This window comes from Streptomyces sp. NBC_01260 (genome assembly GCF_036226405.1).
In the GTDB taxonomy this organism is placed as follows: domain Bacteria; phylum Actinomycetota; class Actinomycetes; order Streptomycetales; family Streptomycetaceae; genus Streptomyces; species Streptomyces laculatispora.
On the sequence record NZ_CP108464.1, the window covers coordinates 9,010,374 to 9,025,275 of the forward strand.

Below are 14,902 nucleotides of genomic sequence, written 5' to 3' on the forward strand. Positions count from 1 at the left end.
AATTCACCACGCGACTTCTCATCCGTAGGCGCGTGCACCCCGACTGCACGTCAGGGGGACCAGCGCCTGAGGCCCCTGCCTCAGCCTCATTCATGGCAGAGGGGTCCTCAGCGGACCGCCGGTGTACGTGCCTGTTGATGTCACCCGCTGATGTCAGGGCCGCGGGCGCCACCCCGCAGGTGATCGTGTCACTCGGCAGGACCGGCGCGTTTGGCGGCCGACGAGGTCCCGTTCGTCGGCATGGATCGAACGGGACCTCGTGGCTTCCCAAGTGTGGTTCAGCTCGCTACGCGGTCTGCCGCGTGGGCGTTGTCGTCCTTGGCCTGGGCGCGGGTACCGGGAGCGACGCAGGCCAGGTCGATGGCTCTCGCCTCACGCCAACGAGCAGCGCGACGGCGGGCACGCCGTGGCGGCGGGCGGTGGTGATCAGGTCGGCGGACGTCTTTCGCTGCGCGGCTGATGGTCATGGCGGTGGTGTAGAAGAGCTGGCCCAGGAGGTCCATGGTTGCGAGTTTTCGCAGGTGGAGCACGGTGGCCAGGACTCGGTCGGCTGAGGTGAGCTTGGCTTTGGCACCTGCGCCAGGGGCCACCAGGCGCTCGTGACCTCGACGTGTGCGGAGTATTTGCTCGCGTTGAACCCCCATCGCTGGAGTCAACGCGTCGATGAGTTCGCTGAGCTGTCGGCGGGGCATCCCGGTCAGTTCTGGGTCCTGAGTGAATGCCGCGTGAGGCGAGTCGGTCGGTCCGCCAGGGCCTCGTCCGGTGTGCTGCCGGTGGTCGCCCCGTCCATCGGACGCTGGGGGTGGAGGGTGTAGTTCCAGTCGCCGTGGAAGCGATGGCGAGTGATGGGCAGGGCAGCGATCTCGTCGTCGCTAATGCGGATGCCGGTGGGGTACTCACCGAGCGCCCCCTCCTGGAATCCCATGGTATTTACCTCCCCGCCTCAACGGCCAGTTTCCGCAGAGCGGAAGACGTCGCCAGTTTCCTCGACCCCGACAGAATCAAGACCAAATCGACGAGTTGATTCCCGGCAAGCCCTAACTGATCGTTTCAGAATGAGTTCAGCTGAGGGTCTTGTGCTCAACGATCTTGGTCGGCAGGGTGTCCGGGGTGCGTGCTGATCTTGTTCCTGACGATCTGTGGGAGCGGGTGGCCCCGCTGCTGCCGGCCGCTCCCGAACGGCGCCGTCGCCACCCTGGGCGGCTGCGTGTTCCCGACCGAGTGGCGCTCGCGGGCGTCCTGTACGTGCTGCGGACCGGTGTGGCATGGCGCGATGTCCCTGCGGAGACCGTGGGCTGCTCAGGGGTGACGGCCTGGCGCCGGCTGCGGGACTGGACCGAGGGCCGGTGCTGACGGGGATCTCCCGGACGCCCGTGCAGCGGCGGGGCAGCGGATCGTTGGTGGCGGCGATGACGTGGCAGGCGTAGCCGTCGGCGGACGTGTCGGAAGCGGCGTCGATGAGCGTGTCGATGAGGCGGTGTCCGGTCGCCTGATCGACGGCTCCGAGGTCGGCGAGCGGCGAGTCGATGATGAGCAACGGCGGAACCCGGACCGAGGGGTCGGCGCGGCCGAGGTCGCGCAGGGCCGGCAGCGCCGCGACGTTGATGATGGCCCTGGGGCTTCCCATGACGGAGCTGTCCTGGAAGGTCTTGTCGGGGTTGTCGCGCTTTTCGACGCGGGTGGTGAAGTCGGCGGGGTCGATGTACGCGGTCTCGACGTCGGGGTTGATCTGCTTCAGCCGGGTGAGGAACAGTTCGGTCCAGCGGCCGACGATCTCCTTGCGGCGTACCTCGTGGGCGGTGAGGGCTGTGTCCCGGGCGGCCGCGGCCTTCTCGCTTTCCGCTTTGGCGTTGTCGATGATGATCTGCTGTTTGCCGAGGTAGTCGGATGAGTCCAGCCACTCCTTGAGCCGGGCGGCGTCCCGGCTCAAGCCGTGCGCTGCCTTCTCGGCCTGCTGGGCGGTGGAGCGGGTCGGCTGCAGGTGGTCCTGATCGTAGGTGTCACGGCTTGTCAGCGCGGCGGCAGCCGCGTCGCCGGCCCTGTCCGCCGCGGCGGTGGCGGTGGCCAGGGCGTCCTCCAGGCGACGCAGCTTCTGCTGCAGGTGCTCGGCCTTCGCCCGGGCAGTGGCGATCTTCCGTTCGTGGTGGCTGTCGCCGTCCGGGCACGACTGCCCGCACTGCTGGCACAGTCCCGCCTCGCGTTCGGGCAGGACGTGGCCGCAGCGGGTGCAGTCGCCGGGGAGCGGGGCGAGGAGTTCGCTGAGGGCGCCTTTGGCCCGGGCGTGTTCGGCGGTTGCGGACTGAAGCTTCTCGTGGGCGACAGTGGTCTGCTTTCCGGCCTTGCGGCGGTCGGCGTCGGCTGCCTTGTGCAGAGCGAGATGTCGGCTGCCGCAGACCGTCGTCCTCGCCGACGAGCTGTCGCGCGAGGCGATCACGGCCGGAATCCGGGCCGGGCACTCTACATCGCCGAGTCGTCCGCCGTCCCTCTGTCCTTCGGGGCCTCGGGCGGGCGCGGCCTGCGTGCGGGGATCGGTGAACGGCTGCGGGTGGACGGGGACGACACCTCGGTCACCGTACGGCTGGAGGTGACCGGGGCACCCGGCTGCACCGCGCACTTCGTCACCGACCAGGGCACGCTGTTCACGGCCACGCTGCCGGACTCGGGGACGGTCCAGTGGCGTACGACGCCGGTGTACGCGGCCTATGTGCGGGCCGAGGTCCGGCACCCGGCGACGGTGCCGGGGCTGCCGGGGGCTCTGGCGGCGCTCACCAATCCGGTGTTCCTGGAGGGTTGGGTCCGGCCCTTGGTGCCGCGACCGGTGAGGATCCCGCCGCGGGCCCGTCGGCGAGCCCGGTCGTGTGCACACAGAATCTGTCTTCCTCATGGAACGACGGAGACCCCGGACAAGCCTCGTCGTCCCAACGCGGCGGCGAGGCCAGGGCGATGTGCTGCCCGGCCCTGACTCGGCGCCTTGGACGATCGGTCGGCAGGAAATCGTGCGGAGGGCGATCGAGCCTCGCTCGAGGCGGGACGTGACATGAGTCACTGGGGCGAAGTGCATCGCAGCGAGGGGGCCAATGTCTTCTCTAGGTGTAGGGGGTTGGCCGGAACGGGAGACGGTGCAGATGGAGCAGGATCGAGCCAAGGGGTTCGACGCGTTCGTGGCGGCCCGCTGGTCGGCGCTGTTCCATCTCGCTCTCCTGCTCGTCGGAGGCGATCGGCACCGGGCCGAGGACCTGCTCCAGGAAGCCCTGGTCAAGCTCTGGTTCGTCTGGCCCAAGATCGCAGAGGAGGCCCCCGAGGCGTACATACGCAAGGTTTTGGCGCGCGCGGCGGCACGCTCGGCGCGACGACGCTGGTGGGGCGAGCGACCGGCCGAGCAACTGCCTGACCTGGCGGAGGTGGGTGACCTGTCCGCCTCCGTGGTGGAGCGCTCGCGGCTGGGAGCCGCGTTGGCCCAGTTGCCGCCGCGGCAGCGGGCCGCGGTGGTGCTGCGCTACTACCTCGACCTGCCCGAGAGGCAGGTCGCGGAGATGCTGGGGTGCCCGGTGGGCACCGCTCGATCCCATGCGTCTCGTGGCGTGGCGCGACTGCGTCGGATCCTGGCCGATGTCACCGAACCAGTGGGGTGAAGGGGAATCCATGGATCACTTCGAGCGGGAGCTGGCGCGCATGATGCGCGACGCCCAGGATCACACCCCCTTCGAGCCGAAGCATCAGAGCCGCCTCCGGTCCGGCGTGCGGGCCCGACGTTGTGCCCGCGCGGTGCGGAAGGCCGTCGGCTCCGTCCTGGCCGTCGCCGGACTCACCATGGGCCTTTTCCTGCTGCCCCACGAGCGAGTCGAGAACAGGCCGCAGGCTCCCCTCCCGGAGCCCGTGACGAGCCCGGCGTCCCCGCGTCCGAGCACGTCACTGACATCGGACGTGCCGCCGAGCCCGACCGGGACTGCGGGCGGGGCCACCACCATGCCCGCGGCCCCGCCCACGACAGGAGGTTCGGCAACGGCGCCCTCGGGCCCGACCACAACCGAGCCCGGGGCACCGTCGCCTTCCGACTCGGGAACGCTGAGCGCACCGCCGACACCGTAGAGCACCGCCACCCCTACGACGGTGGTGTCGTCGTCAGTGGGTTCGGCGGCCACCGGCTGGCGGAAGCCGCTCCGCCCCCCGCCACCGTCACCGCTGATCGCAGCGCTGCCGTACATGACTTCGGTCTGCCCTGTGCCAGAACACAAACCTGGATGAACCATGATAGAAGCAGGATCGGTCACCGTGAAGCACCCCTCTTCCTCCAAGGACGACTCACCGAACGACCCGACCGGCCGACTACCACTGCGCACACCCGTGTCGGCGCATCAGCGGGAACCCGTCCTGGACGTGGTCGTCCCGGTGTTCAACGAGGAGCGTGATCTGGAGCGAAGCGTACGGCGGCTGCACGCGCACCTGCGCGAGACCTTCCCCTACCCGTTCCGGATCACCGTCGCGGACAACGCCAGCACGGACGAGACTCCGCGGATCGCGGCCCGGCTGGCCGCCGAGCTGCCCGAGGCGCAGTGGCTGCGGCTGGCCGAGAAGGGACGGGGCCGGGCGCTGCACGCCGCGTGGTCGGACTCGCCGGCGCCGGTGCTGGCGTACCTGGATGTGGACCTGTCGACCGACCTGAGGGCACTACTGCCCCTCGTCGCCCCCCTGATCTCCGGCCACTCCGACATCGCCATCGGCACGCGCCTCGCACGCGGTTCACGGGTGGTACGCGGACCCAAGCGCGAGACCATCTCCCGCTGCTACAACGCCCTGCTGCGCTCCACGCTCGCCGTGGGCTTCTCCGACGCGCAGTGCGGTTTCAAAGCCGTACGGCGCGACGTCGCCGAACGGCTGCTGCCCCTGGTGAAGGACTCGGGGTGGTTCTTCGACACCGAGCTGCTGGTGATCGCCGAGCGGGCCGGGCTACGGATACACGAGGTGCCGGTCGACTGGGTGGACGACCCCGACAGCCGGGTCGACATCCTGTCCACGGCGCTGGCCGACCTGCGCGGCATCACCAGGATCGGCCGGGCACTGGCCTGCGGCACGCTCCCGTTGGCCGGGCTGCGCCGGAGAGCCGACGGCGACCGGCCGGGAAGCCCGGGCCTGGCCGGCCAACTGCTGCGCTTCGCCGCCGTGGGAACCCTGAGCACCGTCGGATACGTGCTGCTCTACGCCACGTTGCGCCCGGCGGCGGGACCGCAGGGCGCCAACGCGCTGGCACTGCTGATCTGCGCGGTCGCCAACACGGCCGCGAACCGGCGGCTCACCTTCGGACTGCGCGGCCGAGGCGGTGTGATGCGCCACCAGGCCAAGGGCTTGCTGGTCTTCGTGATCGGCCTCGTCATCACCAGTGGATCGCTCGCCGCGCTACATGACGTGGCGCCCCGCGCCGCGCGCCCCACCGAGGTCGGAGTGCTCGTCGCCGCCAACCTGGCGGCAACCCTCCTGCGGTTTCTGCTCTTCCGGGCCTGGGTGTTTCCTGCCCGCCGCCCCGGGACGGGAGCCACGGCAGCATGAACCACACGATGACGCCGACAGCCGGCCCCTGCATCAGCACCCCCGAATCCTCCGAGCGGGTCCCCGGCCCGGACCGCGGCCATGGGCCGCGCCTGCGCCATGCGGTTCGGCAGTACGGACCCGTACTCGCCCTGTACGGCGTACTGAAGCTCATCGGCTTCTGCGTCTTCATGCACCTGCTCGACTCCTCCGGTGACTTCCGGAAGAAGCACCCGCGCTTCGGCGGCGGCGCGCATGCCTGGGACGTACTGGCCTCCTGGGACGGCTGGTGGTACCAGCAGATCGCCTCACACGGCTACCACCCCGCGCTCGTCCCCGTCCCCGGAGCCACCGGGCTGATCACCCTCGAAGGCAACTCCGCGGCGTTCTTCCCCCTCTACCCCGCGGCGATGCGGCTGGTCTCCTCCTGCACGGGCCTCGGCCTGTACGGCGCCGGCATGCTGGTCTCGGTCGTCGCCTCGTTCGCCGCCTCCCTCGGCATCTACGCCGTCACCGCCAGGTTCGGCGGCAGGCGCGCCGGGTTGGCCGCGGCCGGACTGTGGGCCGTCTGGCCCGGCTCCGGCGTGGAGTGGTCGGTCTACTCGGATTCCCTCTACGTCGCCCTCGCCGTCTGGGCCTGCCACGCCGTCATGAGCGACCGCTGGCTCACCGCGGGAGTCCTCACCTTCGCTGCCGGCCTCAACCGGCCCACCGCCGTCGCCCTCATCGCCGCCCTCACCGTCGCCGCGCTGCTGACACTCCATCGTCGCCGAGAAGACCACGCACGCCCGTGGACCGCGGTACTCATTGCGCCGCTCGGGCTCATCGGCTACCTGCTCTGGGTCGGCAATCGGATGGGCGACCTCGGCGGCTACTTCAAACTCCAGGAGGGCGCCTGGGCTCACACCTTCGACTACGGCAAGCAGACCCTCGACGTCTTCACCTCCATAGCGGTGGGCCGCTTCGACTACCTCTTCGCATACCCCTTCGAGGACACCATCGGCGCGCTGACCGTCCTGCTGGGCGTGCTTCTGATCCCTCTCCTGTTCCACCTGCGTCTCCCAGCCGTCCTGACCGTCTACACGGTCTTGACCTTCGCCCTGGTCCTGGGCAGCCAGCAGATATTCGGCAACGTCTCCCGCTACCTTCTCCCGGCCTTCCCCCTCTTCATTCCCCTCGCCGTCCAACTGCGCAATATCCGTCTGCCCATGCTGTTCGCGTTGCTCGGCATCGCGGCGGTCGCGTCGGGTTCGTACGCGGGATACGTACTCTTCGAACTGGGGGTCCCTTAGACCTACGCGGGGGTGGTCTCTTCGGGGCTGGCGGTGCGAGAGTGCGAAGCCGTCGCGTACAGGCCCGTCGTCGCACGACCGAGAGGCCTGCGACCACCGCGCCCGGCACCAGCCGCCGGCCCTGCGGCCATCACCACGCCGGTCAGCAGCGGCCGCCCGGAGGACTGCGCAGCTGGGCCGGCAGGCCCCGCCCGGCCTTCGAGGTGTCCGGTTCCCCGCCGCCCTTGCCGCGCCGCATCGCATGCCCCCTCCGACATGCCTCGACATCAAGAGATCAATGAATCAAGGGGGAGAATGCCGGGAGAGCCGTCTCGATGCCAAGATACTTGACGTCGACATACCTCGCGTTCGCGCGGGCACACCCCGTCCCTGTGCGCTTCACGGCCGGGAGCGTCACAGTGGAAGGGGGACACCGGGTGGGCCTGCCGGAGGAGGTATCCGGATGGATGTGACCGGCGAAAACGACGACCGGCTCCGGGACTACCGCAGCGAACGGCGCTTCGACGCGACCGCGGAGCCGCGCGGCGACGGGGAGCGGCCGGGTGCGGCGCCCTGTTTCGTCGTACAGATCCACCAGGCGCGGCGCATGCACTTCGACTTCCGGCTGGAGGTCGGCGGCGTACTGAAGTCATGGGCGGTGCCGCGCGGACCCTCGGAGAACCCGCGCGAGAGGCGGCTGGCCGTCCCCACGGAGGACCACCCGCTGGAGTACCGCACGTTCGAGGGAGTCATCGCGAAGGGCGAGTACGGCGGCGGCACGGTGATCGTCTGGGACCAGGGCACCTACCGGCCGCTCAGCCACGACCGCTGGGGCGCACCCGTGCCGTTCGAGCAGTCCCTGGAGGACGGGCACGCGACCTTCTGGCTCGACGGCACCAAGCTGCACGGCGAGTTCGCCCTCACCCGCTTCAAGGGAGGCGGTGACGGCGGCGCCCCGGGCGAGGAGATATGGCTGCTGATCAAGGCCAAGGACGGGCGCGCCCCCCATGACGGGCCGGACACACCGGACCCGTTCCGGGCACGTTCGGCCCGTACGGGGCGCACCCTGCAGCAGGTCGCCGCCGAGGAAGGGGGCGGAGCTTCGTGACCGCCCGCAGGACCGTGGAGGTCCTTCTCAGCCGCTACGGCACCACCTACGCCGCAGAGGCCGGTATCAGGCTGCGGAACACACCGCAGCCTCTGTACCAACTCCTCGTGCTCTGCGATCTGTTGAGCGCCCGCATCCGGGCATCCGTGGCGGTGGCGGCGGCACGCGCGCTGTTCACCCACGGCATGCGGTCCCCGGACCGGATGATCGGGACGACATGGCAGCAGCGCGTCGACGCACTGGGCGAGGGCGGCTACCGGCGCTACGACGAACGCACCGCCACCCAGCTCGGCGACGGGGCAGAGCTCCTGCTGGTCGAGTACGGGGGCGATCTGCGGCGGCTGCGCAAGGAGGCCGACGGCGACCTGGACATCCTGCGGTCCGGGCTGCGCAGAACCCCGGGCATGGGCCCGGCAGGTGCGGACATCTTCGTACGCGAGGTGCAGGCCGTGTGGCCGGAGGCGGCACCGTTCCTGGACGGAATGGCTCTCCAGGGCGCCGAGAAGCTGGGGCTGCCCGCCTCGCCGGCGAAGCTCGCACGACTGGCGGAGCAGGCCGACGACCGCGGGCCCGCCGTGCTCGCGGCGGCCCTGGTGCGCGCCGCGCTGGACAAGCACGTCGTGGACGACGTCGCGGCGCGGGCCTGAGGGAGCGGCCCGCCGCCCCGGCCCGCTGCACGCCCGCTGCGGCCCTCCGGCTCAGAAACGCCGGCCGGGCACGCTTCTCCGGCTTGTCGATCTCCGGGACGAGTTCGAAGCCCGCCCGGACCATCCGCGCGACGGCCTTCTCGTTGCGGGCGTCCGGCTCGACGACGACCCGCAGGTGCGCCGGGTCGCTGAGGACGTAGCCGATGAGCACCGAGAGCAGGGCGGCCGTGAAGTCGCGTTCGGCGGTGGCGCCCGGACCGACCAGGAGGTGGACGCCGAAGTCGCCGGGCCGGACGTCGTAGCAGTCGGCCAGCGGGTCGGCGGCCGGTTCGTACGTACGGAAGAGGGCGACCGGAACACCGTCGCGCAGGGCCAGAAAGGCATGGTGCGTGGTGAGCGAGTCCAGGGACTCGTAGGTCTCCAGACCTCTTCACGGCTCGCGTCGCCCATGCCCCAGAAGCGGGCGCGCTCCTCGGTGACCCAGCCGTGGATCAGGTCGAGGTCCGCGGCGGGGTCCACGGGGACGAGGCGGACGGCCCCGAAGCCGGGGGCCTCCTGCTCGTGGACGGGTGTGCGCACCGCGCTCGCCTGCCCGCCCTCCCGGTGCGGGGGGACAACAGTGCGCCGGGCGACCGTGTTCGCCACGTCAGCGCCGTGGTCGCTGCGGATCATGTGCAGGCACAGATCGATGCCGGCGGCGCCCCCTGCCGAGGTCAGCACGCCCCGGTCGTCCGTGTAGAGCACGTCCGGGTCGACGCCGATCTCCGGGTACAACGTCCGCAGCTCGTCGCACGACTTCCAGTGTGTCGTCGCACGCCGCCCCGCCAGCAGTCCGGCTGCCGCCAGCACAAACGACCCGGTGCAGATCGAACCCACCCGCGCTCCAACCGGGATCCGCTCCAGGGCCGACGCACCGGCTCGGCCAGCCGCCCGCGCTCTTGCGGTTCGTAGTCCTCCACGGCCGCTGGCACGAGCATTGTGTCGGCGCTCTCCAACGCCTCAGGGCCATCTGACACGTTCACGGTGAAGTCGGCGTCCGTGGTCAGTTCACCGGGTTGCGGCGCACAGGTCACCACCGAGCACAACGGCCGGCCGTCGTCTCCGAGCGCCGTCCCGAACAGCCGGTGGACGATACCCTGCCAGTAGGTTCCGGTCCTGGACTTGTCGTTATGTGCCCGCCGGTTCGGCGGCCCGTTCGTCGTGTTCGCGGAGCATCTGCATGACGGTGGCGGGTGAGGGGTGTTGTCCCTTCTTCTTGCCGGTGGTGATGATGAGCCGCTTGGCAATGTCGCGCAGGCTCATCTCCTGGTCGCGCAGGTGGAGGGCCATGGAGAGCATGGAGTCGTCGGTGACGCCGGCGCCGCCGATGGTCTTGCCGCGCTTGCGGGCGGACTCGTGGCCTTCGAGGGTGCGGTCGCGGATGTACTCGCGCTCCATGCCGGACATGGCGGCCAGCACGGTGAAGACGATGCCGGAGGGGGCGTGCGAGCCCTTCAGCTCCCCGGTGAGGAACTCCAGGCCGACGTCGTTGGCCTTCAGCTCTTCGGCGAGCATGGCGAGTTCGATGCCGCGGCCGAGCCGTTTGTGTTCGTGGACGACGAGGGCGACGGCGACGCCGGAGGAGCGGATCTCCCCGGCGAGCTTGACGGCGGCTTCCAGCTCGGGGCGCCTGGTGGCGCGGGTGGAGATCTTCTCGGAGAAGACCCGGGTGACCCCGGCCTCGGTGAGGGAGTCCAGTTGCGCGTCCAGGGACTGCCGCGCGGTCGAGGCGCGGGCGTACCCGAGCCGGACGTGGCCGACCGGTTCGGCGCTGGCGCTCGCGGACCGGGGCAGCTCGGTCCAGACCGAGCCGGGCTTGCGTACGGCGGGTGTCGGCGCGCTGAGGACCTTGGCGAGTTGGGGCACCAGGCGGAAGCGGGCGGTGTGGTATTGGATGGCCACCTTGCCCTTGCCGGTCCGGCACGGGGAGCCCGCGGGGGCGGCGCAGGTGGACATCGGACAGGGGTGCGCTTCCACGCGCTTGAAGTCGTCGCTCACGAGCACCGACTGTTTCATGAGCGACCACCTATGAAACGCCCATGGATACGCTTCACCGGTCCACCCTGCCGTCTGCAGTCGCGCTCGGAGAAGGAAGTATCAGGTTCGTCGGCTGCTCTACGGCTGCCCCGGTCGCAGGTCGAGGGTGACGACCGCGCCGGTGTCGTCGTTCGCGAGGGTCAGCCGGGCGCCGATCACCTGGGCGTGGCCGGCCGCGATGGTCAGGCCCAGGCCGTGTCCGTGGCCGCGTTCGGTGGCGCCGGTGCGGAATCGCTGCGGGCCTTCGGCGAGCAGCTCCGCAGGGAAGCCGGGGCCGTGGTCACGGACGGCGACGGTGGCGTCCTCGACCGTGATCTCGACCGGCGGGCCGCCGTGGACATGTGCGTTGACGACCAGGTTGGTGACGATGCGGTCGAGGCGGCGGGGGTCGGTCTCGACGACCGGGTGACCGGTGGCGGCGATCCGGGGGGCGAGCCCCGTGCGCCGTACGGACTCCTCGACCAGCTCGTCCAGCGGCACCGGCTGCAGCTCTGCCCGCTCCGCGCCCGCGTCGAGGCGAGAGATCTCCAGCAGGTCGTCGACCAGGGCGTGCAGCACCTTCACCCGGTCCCGTACGAGATCGGTGGCCTCGCTCTCCGGGAGCAGTGTGGCGGAGGTGACCAACCCCGCGAGCGGGGTGCGCAGTTCGTGGGCGACGTCGGCGGTGAAGCGCTGCTCGGTGTGGAGGCGGCCCTGGAGCGCGTCGGCCATGTGGTTGACGGCCGAGGAGATCTCGCTGATCTCGTCGTGCCCCCGGCCGGTGGTCCGCGCGTCGAGGTCGCCGTGGCGAATGCGGCGGGCGGTGCCTGCGACCTGGCGCAGCCTGCGCACCACCAGTTCGGCGGCGAGCAGGGTGAGGGGGACGACGGCGGCGAGGGTGGCGAGCGCCGCGTACCGCATGTGCCGGTCGAGGGCCTGGCGGCTGTACAGGTCGGAGATCATGTTGACGCTGACGGCGATCGGGGTGCCGTCGACCTCCGTGGCCGCCCACATGGACGGGCCGTGGGCCGGCTTGCTGGTGTCGTACCAAGTGACCGGCGCCGGTCCGGCGGCGAGCAGGTCGAGGAGATGGCCCGGTACCTCGTCGCCGGTGCGGTACCCGGGCTGCGGCGAACTGCTGGGCCGGGCGCCGCTGAACTCGGCCTTGGCGGCGTCCAGTTCGCGCAGGGCGTCGGCCCGCCCGATGCTCATCGAGCGGGTCTCGGTGGTGCGGTGGACCAGGAGGCCGATGCCCAGGGCCATCGCGCAGGCCGCGGCGGCGACCCCTGCGGCGATCTTCCAGCGCAGGGATCTCGGGTCGGCCAGGCGCCACAGGGACCGGCCGGTGTCGCCGGGTGGGGGCGCAGGGTCCATCATTCGCTCACGTTCTCTCTCGGCCCGCCTGGCGCTCAGCGGCGGAACTTGTAGCCGAAGCCGCGCACGGTCTCGATGTGGTCGGCGCCGATCTTCTTGCGCAGCCGCTGCACCGCCAGGTCGACGACCCGGATGTCGCCGTCCCAGCCGTAGTCCCACACCTTGCGCAGCAGGGTCGCGCGCTGCAGGGCGATGCCGGGTACGGCCACGAATTCCAGGAGCAGCCGCAGTTCGGTGGGAGTCAGTGCGAGCGGCCTGCCGTCCTTGCGGACCTCGAGGCCGCGGGTGTCGACGGTCAGGTCCCGGAAGGCGAGCAGACCCGTGCCGTCGCCGGTGGCGGGATCGGGCTCGACGGGAGCCGTGAAGGTGGCGCGGCGCAGCAGGGTGCGGATGCGGGCCAGCAGCACAGTGGTGTCGACCGGTTTGACGACGTAGTCGTCGGCGCCCGCCTCCAGACCCGCGACCACGTCCAGGGAGTCGCCGCGGGCCGACATCATCAGGACCGGGGTCTGGCTGGTCTCGCGGACCTTGCGGCACAGCCCGATTCCGTCGAGGTGCGGCAGCATGATGTCGAGGAGCAGTAGGTCGTGCTCCGTCTCCCGGAACATCTCCAGGCCGGTCAGGCCGTCGGGGGCGGCCGAGACCCGGTAGCCGTAGCGCTCCAGGGACAGGCCCACGGACCTGCGGATTGTGTCGTCGTCCTCGACGAGGAGGATGTGCACGGGGGCGGGCTGGTCGCGCATGTGGTCGCCTGAGGTCGATTCGTGAGCGTCTGCCGGCGTCTGCCGGTGTCTGTCGATGTCCGTCTTGGGGGCCGTGCTGCTGGTCCTGACAGTATCTGCCGACCCGGCGCCGCCGTGTCCGCCATCCCGTCCCGCCCGCCGCTCGCCTTCCTTCACAGCCGCAGGGAGGCCGCGACCGGCAGATGGTCGCTCCCCGTGCGGGGCAGCGTCCACGCGGAGACCGGGGTGACGCCCTTCACCAGGATCTGGTCGATCCTGACCACCGGGAACGACGCGGGCCAGCTGAACCCGAAGCCTGCCCCGGCCTCGTCCTGCGCCGAGCGGAGCCCCGCGGTGACCGGGCCGAGGGCGGTGTCGTCGGTGGTGCCGTTGAAGTCGCCGACCACGACGACCCGGTGCAGCGGCTCGGCGCGTACGGCGTTGGCGAGCTTGGCGGCCGCGTCGTTGCGGCGCGCGGTGTTGAAGCCCTTGGTGAGACTGGCCCGCACCGAGGCGAGGTGCGCGGTGTACACGGCGAGCGGCCCCTTCGGAGTGTCGACCGTGGCCCGCAGGGCGCGGGTCCACGGCATGATCTCGACAGGCCGCACATCCCGCAGCGGATAGGTGCTCCACAGCCCGACCGTGCCCTGCACCGAATGGTACGGATAGGAATCCGCCAGCGCCCGTTCGTACGCGGGGGCCGTGCGCGGCGACAGCTCCTCCAGGGCGATCACCTGGGCGCCGGAAGCGGCGAGGGAGCGGGTGGTGCCCACCGGGTCGGGGTTCCCGTCGTGCACGTTGTGACTGACGACGGTGAGGTCCCCGCCCGCCGCGCCGTCCCCGCGCCTATCGACGAGCACCACGCCGAACAGGGAGCACCAGACCACGGCCGGGACCAGGACGGCTACGGCGGCGACCACCGACTGCCGCACGGCGGCCAGGGCGAGAAGCGCAAGCACGCCCACTCCCGACCAGGGCAGGAACGTCTGCATTAGGCTCCCGAAGCTGCCCATCGCGGCGGGCAGCCAGGCGGCGACGACCATGCCGATGCCGCAGAGGACGACCGCGGTGGCGAGGAGGCGGCCGCGCCGGAGCAGCCGGGGCGTGGTGCGGGGCGGCCGTGGGGCGCCGTCGCCCGGGGAGTTGCCGGTGCGGTCGGTCGTCGCGGCGCTCAGCCCTTTGGGGCCCATGACCGTGATCACGTCCGGTCCCCCTGTTCGCCGAGCGCCGCCGGGAGTTCCTTCTGCACGGCGTCTATCAGCGCACCGCTCTTCTCGAAGGCTGCTTCGAGTCCCTCGGCGGGCGTGGTCCCGGCCCGCTGGCCGAGCACCACCCCGAGCACGAAGTGGCGCTTGCCGCCGGTACCCGCCTCGGCGGCCCACATCAGAGCTCCGCCCGCCGGGGTGCTCGACCCCGTCTTGAGGCCGACGACACCGGGCCGGTCGAGGAGCCGGTTGGTGTTGACGACCGGGTCGGGTTCGCCCGGCACGGTCGTGCTCCGCATGGCGACGACGGCGCGCAACGTCGGATCCTTCATGGTCTGCCGGGCCAGCTTGAGCTGGTCGTCGGCGGTGCTCCTGGTGGTGGCCTCGAGCCCGCTCGCACCTGTGTACGTGGTGCGGTGCATCCCGAGGTCGCGCGCGGCCCGGTTCATCTTGGCCACGAACGCCTGCTGGCTGCCCGCGTCCCAACGGGCCAGCAGCCGGGCCACGTTGTTGCCCGACGGGAGCAGCAGAAGCTCCAGCATCCGGCGCTCGGAGAGCCGCTGGCCCTCGCGCAGCGGTGCGGTGGACTCGGTCAGCGAGTGCGACTCCTGCGCGGCGGCCGCGTCCACCGCGACGGCGGGGCCTTGCTCGCCGTCGGCCAGCGGATGCTCCTTGAGGATCACGTACGCCGTCATCACCTTGGTGACGCTGGCGATCGGCAGCGGACGCTGCCCGGCGGTGGCGCCCAGCTTGCCGAGCCCCTCCACCTCGATGCTCGCCTGTCCCTCGTCGGGCCACGGCAGATCAAGCCGGTCGGCGACCGCTGCCCGCGCGTCCGCCGAGGCCACGGCGTCACCACTCGCCTGACCGAATGCGTTCGGGCCGTCGCCCCGCAAGCCGATCCATCCACCGGCCGCGGCGCCAACCAGAACCACAGCAGCCGCGCACACCGTCCAAGTCCGCATCAGGCCAGTCCAGGCCGCGTGTGTCCGTAGGT

Annotated in this window: 12 protein-coding genes and 5 pseudogenes; 8 read left to right on the top strand and 9 right to left on the bottom strand. The window is 71.0% G+C overall.

The window, feature by feature from the left end; translation table 11 throughout:
* Positions 1-434: 434 nt before the first annotated feature.
* Positions 435-898: pseudogene (locus OG322_RS41860) on the bottom strand (ISAzo13-like element transposase-related protein); the annotation flags it as partial.
* 212 nt (positions 899-1,110) lie between these two features.
* Here OG322_RS41860 and OG322_RS40170 point away from each other — a divergent pair.
* The 4 genes and pseudogenes from OG322_RS40170 to OG322_RS40185 all read left to right on the top strand — a co-directional run.
* A pseudogene (locus OG322_RS40170) lies at positions 1,111-1,341 on the top strand (transposase); the annotation flags it as partial.
* A 73-nt stretch (positions 1,342-1,414) separates the two neighbouring features.
* Positions 1,415-1,891, top strand: coding sequence for a hypothetical protein (locus tag OG322_RS40175; protein ID WP_329305879.1), 477 nt, complete (start codon positions 1,415-1,417; stop codon positions 1,889-1,891).
* Positions 1,892-2,387: 496 nt separating this feature from the next.
* Positions 2,388-2,785: pseudogene (locus OG322_RS40180) on the top strand (CehA/McbA family metallohydrolase); the annotation flags it as partial.
* 340 nt (positions 2,786-3,125) lie between these two features.
* Positions 3,126-3,632: a SigE family RNA polymerase sigma factor gene (locus tag OG322_RS40185; RefSeq protein WP_123466562.1), complete on the top strand. Its 507-nt coding sequence runs from the start codon at positions 3,126-3,128 to the stop codon at positions 3,630-3,632.
* Positions 3,633-3,716: 84 nt separating this feature from the next.
* Here OG322_RS40185 and OG322_RS40190 read toward each other — a convergent pair whose 3' ends face one another.
* Complete coding sequence (locus tag OG322_RS40190) at positions 3,717-4,205, bottom strand: hypothetical protein (RefSeq protein ID WP_123466005.1); 489 nt, start codon at positions 4,203-4,205, stop codon at positions 3,717-3,719.
* Between the two features lie 43 nt (positions 4,206-4,248).
* Here OG322_RS40190 and OG322_RS40195 point away from each other — a divergent pair, with 43 nt between their 5' ends.
* From OG322_RS40195 to OG322_RS40210, 4 genes are all read left to right on the top strand, one after another.
* Positions 4,249-5,544, top strand: a complete 1,296-nt coding sequence (locus tag OG322_RS40195) for a bifunctional glycosyltransferase family 2/GtrA family protein (RefSeq protein ID WP_329305878.1) — start codon at positions 4,249-4,251, stop codon at positions 5,542-5,544.
* Positions 5,541-6,815 (top strand): glycosyltransferase family 39 protein, encoded by a 1,275-nt coding sequence (locus OG322_RS40200; RefSeq protein ID WP_241200397.1) that lies wholly within the window; start codon positions 5,541-5,543, stop codon positions 6,813-6,815. The genes OG322_RS40195 and OG322_RS40200 overlap by 4 nt, the downstream gene beginning before the upstream one ends.
* A 442-nt stretch (positions 6,816-7,257) precedes the next feature.
* Positions 7,258-7,902, top strand: coding sequence for a DNA polymerase ligase N-terminal domain-containing protein (locus tag OG322_RS40205; RefSeq protein ID WP_123466008.1), 645 nt, complete (start codon positions 7,258-7,260; stop codon positions 7,900-7,902).
* Complete coding sequence (locus OG322_RS40210) at positions 7,899-8,549, top strand: endonuclease (protein ID WP_123466009.1); 651 nt, start codon at positions 7,899-7,901, stop codon at positions 8,547-8,549. The genes OG322_RS40205 and OG322_RS40210 overlap by 4 nt, the downstream gene beginning before the upstream one ends.
* A 145-nt stretch (positions 8,550-8,694) precedes the next feature.
* On the opposite strand, the pseudogene OG322_RS40215 reads toward OG322_RS40210, so the two are convergent.
* From OG322_RS40215 to OG322_RS40245, 7 genes and pseudogenes are all read right to left on the bottom strand, one after another.
* Positions 8,695-8,973: pseudogene (locus OG322_RS40215) on the bottom strand (GNAT family N-acetyltransferase); the annotation flags it as partial.
* Positions 8,974-9,077: 104 nt separating this feature from the next.
* Positions 9,078-9,682 (bottom strand): annotated as a pseudogene (locus tag OG322_RS40220) (GlxA family transcriptional regulator); the annotation flags it as partial.
* A gap of 34 nt (positions 9,683-9,716) precedes the next feature.
* A complete protein-coding gene (locus tag OG322_RS40225; protein ID WP_266412989.1) occupies positions 9,717-10,604 on the bottom strand; it encodes a recombinase family protein in 888 nt (295 codons plus the stop codon).
* A gap of 99 nt (positions 10,605-10,703) precedes the next feature.
* Positions 10,704-11,978 (bottom strand): HAMP domain-containing sensor histidine kinase, encoded by a 1,275-nt coding sequence (locus OG322_RS40230; RefSeq protein WP_329307688.1) that lies wholly within the window; start codon positions 11,976-11,978, stop codon positions 10,704-10,706.
* Positions 11,979-12,013: 35 nt separating this feature from the next.
* Entirely contained in the window at positions 12,014-12,721 is a 708-nt protein-coding gene (gene cseB / locus OG322_RS40235; protein WP_266412990.1) for a two-component system response regulator CseB, read from the bottom strand.
* Positions 12,722-12,873: 152 nt separating this feature from the next.
* Positions 12,874-13,902: an endonuclease/exonuclease/phosphatase family protein gene (locus OG322_RS40240; protein WP_329305877.1), complete on the bottom strand. Its 1,029-nt coding sequence runs from the start codon at positions 13,900-13,902 to the stop codon at positions 12,874-12,876.
* Positions 13,899-14,753, bottom strand: a complete 855-nt coding sequence (locus OG322_RS40245) for a D-alanyl-D-alanine carboxypeptidase family protein (RefSeq protein ID WP_329305876.1) — start codon at positions 14,751-14,753, stop codon at positions 13,899-13,901. The genes OG322_RS40240 and OG322_RS40245 overlap by 4 nt, the downstream gene beginning before the upstream one ends.
* Between the last annotated feature and the right edge of the window lie 149 nt (positions 14,754-14,902).